General features: G+C 44.1%; 1 protein-coding gene and 1 pseudogene. One reads left to right on the top strand and one right to left on the bottom strand.

Annotated features, from left to right (window positions below):
* Positions 1 to 97 precede the first annotated feature (97 nt).
* Positions 98 to 1,226, top strand: a pseudogene (locus tag IPH84_17635) (ATP-binding protein).
* Positions 1,227 to 1,411: 185 nt separating this feature from the next.
* Here the strand turns inward: IPH84_17635 and IPH84_17630 are convergent.
* Positions 1,412 to 4,794, bottom strand: a 3,383-nt coding sequence (locus IPH84_17630; GenBank protein MBK7174998.1) for a gliding motility-associated C-terminal domain-containing protein, incomplete at its 5' end; no start/stop codon positions are given.

Raw genomic sequence — 4,794 nt, 5'->3', positions numbered from 1 at the left:
TTTAATATTAATTAGGTTGTCGTAATAACCTATTTACTAATTTTAATGAGAGAAATAGCGAATTGCGAAGTATATTTGTATCAATGAAATTTCAACGATGCTTATAAAAAGAGAGCTTCAGGAAAGAATTGAAGCAAGGCTAAGTCCCGGGAAGGTTATCCTGATTTTTGGTCCGCGCAGGGTAGGAAAAACCTTTCTTGTCAATGAGATTGTAAAACAAACCACTGACCGGAGACTGATACTGAATGGTGAAGATGCAACAAGTCTGGCATTATTGGCTGAACGAAGCATTGCGAATTATCGCAACCTTCTCAATAATATCGACTTGCTTATTATTGATGAGGCTCAGAACGTTCCTGAAATTGGTAAGGTGTTGAAATTGATCGTCGATGAGGTGCCACAGGTCAAGGTGATTGCAAGTGGATCTTCTTCATTTGATCTTCTGAATAAAACAGGCGAACCCTTAACAGGCAGAAGCTACTCGTTTTTGCTGTTTCCCAAGCCAACGAGAGCTTTCCGGTATTGAAAATATGCTGGAAACCAGGCAGAACCTTGAATTGAGATTGGTTTATGGTTCATACCCTGAGATCGTAACGATGAAGGATAATGCACTTCGCGCAGATTACCTTAAGGAACTGGTTAATGCTTACCTGTTTAAAGATCTTCTCAGCCTTGACGGTATCCGGAACGCAGGAAAACTTAGAGATATGCTTACCCTGTTGGCTTTTCAAACCGGAAACGAAGTATCAATGACTGAAATAGGATCTCAGCTTGGCTTAAATAAAAATACCATCGACAAGTATCTCGACCTGCTTTCCAAGGTCTTTATCATTCATCGTTTGGGAGGGTATTCATCCAATCTTCGAAAGGAAATCTCTAAAAACTCGAAATGGTATTTCTATGATAATGGTATCCGCAATGCCTTGATCAGCAATTTCAATCCACTTTCCATTCGCCAGGATGCCGGACAATTATGGGAGAATTACCTGATTTCGGAAAGGCTTAAGAAGAGGCAATACCAATCGGAGCCGGTCAATCTTCATTTCTGGCGAACTTACGACGGACAGGAAATTGACCTTGTTGAAACCGGCACTGATAAATTAAAGGCTTTTGAAATTAAATGGAAAGATAAAAAAGCTAAAATTCCTGGAGCATGGCAAAGAGCATATCCTGATGCACCATTTACTATCATTAATCCTGATAACTATTTGGACTGGATCATCTGATCCCGGAATGAAAGACAATTAAATTTACTGGTTATGAAATTATAATCTCCCGGTTCTTTTTTAAAAGGGGCCCCCCTGACAGGGAAAGACTGCCAGCAATATTCCCGTCTTCTTCCTTTTTCCCTCAAAATCGGTGCTCGCAACCTGTCAGGTTTCGAAAACCTGACAGGTTTATTAGGCTGGGATCACCTTACCAACGTCACCATCCCCGTCTTCTTCCTCACCTCCCCTGCCTGATTGCTGTAACTGATCACATAGGTATAAACTCCCATCGGAGCTGGTTTCCCATCAATAATACCATTCCAGCCATTGCCTAAATCCTTTGTTGCAAACACCTGCCTGCCCCAGCGGTCATAAATGTACATGCTGAAGGATTGTACCTTTTCAGGCAGGGTAACCGGACGAAAAGCATCATTCTTCCCATCCCCATCCGGAGTGAAGGCATTGGGCATGGTAAAGGGTGCAAAGGAATAGAGCATCATCAGGGAATCGGAGGAGGTGCAGCCTTCTTCTGTCTGCATAATCACCCTGTACCAGCCTTCGGATGTGACCAATACCGAGGATGTGCTGTCTCCTGTATTCCAGCGGTAGGAAGCATAGCCCGGAAGTGCTTCCAAACGGGTCATTTCATCAAACCAAAGGGTATCGCTATCGGCAGGAAAGCCTGACACCGGCAGGGGAATGATGTTCACCTCCACAGAAGCTGAACTCTGGCAGTGGTTGGTGTCACTTACGGTTAAGGTCCAGTTGCCGGCTTGTGCAGACTGTATTTCATCCAGGTAAAACAAGGGGTCAGTTCCGCCGGTTCCGTCAGGGCCTGTCCACTGGTAGCTGATGGTTCCGTTGCCTGTTCCCTGCTGGTAATGGGAGAGTAATAACAAATCACTTCCCTCACAGACTGGTCCGGGATCGGTGATGGTAGCCTGGGGGATGCTGTAAACCCTAACCTGTCCTTGCTGGTACTGAGGTGAAATAGTGTTCCCGACACTATCCCGAAAGATGCTGACTCCCGGTGACAAATCCCATTTCACTGAATCTTGTCCTGAACTTACTGAAGCAAAACTCAATTCTACCAGTAAGGATCCATCCGGTAGGTTGACAGGTGCAGAGCCCTCCCAGCTGAGTTTCAGTTCTCCCAGGTTGGGGTATAATCTCAGTTTCAGGCTATCAGCTATCAAAGTGTTAGCATTCAGGTAATTCTGGCAGGTGACGAGTGCCGGGTTATATTTCAGTCGGGTATTAAAGTATCCAACATGCTTGAATTGGTTGGCAAGTAAGGGCACTACCGCAACATTCCCAAGGCAGGCGGAGCCATCTCCTGCAATGGCCACCAGTTTGATAACAGGAGAATTGGAAACTTCTACGGTGAATGTAGTGTCGCAGCCATTTGTATCCGAAACAATGATGGAATAGGTATCGGAATGCAGATTGGAGAATTCACCCAAAGCCTGTGGTAAGGAACCGTTGATGGAATAAGTAAGACCTGATCCTGTTGCGTTCACGGTGATGGTACCATCCCCATCGGTCCCCGACTCAGGAGTGGAACTTACAGAAACCACCACAGGTCCCGATAGTTGGTTAATGAGCAATGCTGTTGGATACACACAAGTACAGCCGCTTGAATCATTCACCCAAACATAGTAGGTTCCCGATGAAAGGTTTGAAAAGTTCCCGTCCGACCACTGAGAAAGTGTATCATTCCCGGTTTTGATGGAATAATGTAACATGTTCCCCAATCCCGATACAGCAGTAATGGAAACCGTTCCGTTATCAAGTCCACAGATGGCATCAGAAGCTAAGGCTGTTTCGATCAGTACTTCGCCGACGTCATTGATGGTATAAGTAGTGATAATATGGGAGCAACCGGCACCATCCTTCACTTTCAGTTCATACAAACCCACTCCCAGGTGATAGAGATCAAGTGAATTCCCCACTGTGTTACCTGATATTTTCTCGGTCCACTCATACGTATAGGGAGGATTTCCTTCAATCTGCAGGCCGGTGATGGCCCCGGTGATTCCCTTGCATGTGGTTGGGGCTATATTCAGGTTTGATTCATCCAGAATAGGATCCGGCCAGTTCATTACCCTGATGGTATCGGAACTTGAGCATCCTACCTGGTTTTCAACCCGAACTGCATAAGTCCCTGTGTCTCGGGCTACAATATTCCAGGTGGTGGCCCCGGTATTCCAGAGGTATTTTGAAGCGCCAAAGCCTGCATCCAGTGTCACAGAATCACCTTTGCAGAGGGTAATGTCATTCCCCAGGTTAATAATGGGATAGGGCATGATCTTCACTTCCCGGGTGGCGGTATCGTTGTGTCCGTTGGAATAATATCCAACCAGGATGACATTGAAAGTGCCATTTGTTGAAAATAAATGCTTTGGATTCAACAGGGATGAAGTGTTGTTCGGCCCACTGCCCGGATCATCAAAATCCCATCGGACTGAATCGGGGGGTGGCAGGAAATGAGAGGTGAATTTTGTGGTATCACCCCGGCAATTGTTGAGCCAGTCGAATTTGGAGAAATAGGATTGCACGAAAGTCGGCATTCCCATGAGGCAATTCCCACTTTCAAGGTACAGGGCTTCTTCTTCAAAATTGCATGAAGTGCCAGGTTCATCCGGATAATTTATTGCCGATAGGTATTTAGCCTCAGGTGCAGTAGTACCGTTTCGATCGATATAAATTTTGCCATTCGGCGCCATTTGCATTGCATAATATTCGATAGTTCCAAACTGTCGGTAAATCTCTTGTGCGGATGAAATAAATAGAGAAGGATTATAAAGGTTTTTCATATTATATTGCATGAAAACTGCTGTGTCTTCCTGAGAAACCCCGTTCGGATGAATATAGTTGACATAAAAAAATTCAGAATTGGCCGAAAATTCGTATCCTCGAGTATAACCAACAAATGGAAAATCAAAGAGTGAATTAATTTTACCGATAACATTGTCAAACTTATAGAGCTCCATCTGCCACAGAAGGGAAGAATTGGAATTACCCTTTGTACACATATATTTGCTATCCGGAGAGATCTTTAGGATGGGGAGAACCTCTGTTATATCAGGTGGTAGATTTGTCAGACAGCCTGAAATAACGGGTTGATCATGAATCCCATTTTCATCAAGAAGAAATGATGAGAAGGTGTTTTGCGCAGTATAGTTCCTGAAAAATATCCAATAATCTTTATGGTTAGCATGTTTTATGGCTGCTACATGATTTGCAACACTATCAGTGTTAGGAATACGAATGTTTTTTAAATCCGGGACAATATCTCCCAGGCCTCCATCCAGATTCATATCAATCACTGAATAATATGCACCCAGAGGGATCGTCATCCAGTGATTGCATACTGTAATGAGATAATAAATATGTGTGGATCCGGGCTTCAAAATGGCAATGCAGGGTTGCTCATTAAATGAATGTCCATTTAGGTATGAACCATTTGGCATGAGTGTATGATTTCGATTCCATACTTTCTCACCATTCGTATAAAATAAAAGATTCCCAGCAGTATCGGACATCACAGTACTACCTGCCCAGGTTGACATCATTCCATCATTCC

It is taken from the genome of Bacteroidales bacterium (assembly GCA_016707785.1).
In the GTDB taxonomy this organism is placed as follows: Bacteria; Bacteroidota; Bacteroidia; order Bacteroidales; family UBA4417; genus UBA4417.
Note: the sequence above shows the minus strand (reverse complement) of the source record. Positions and strands in the feature narration are given on the sequence as shown.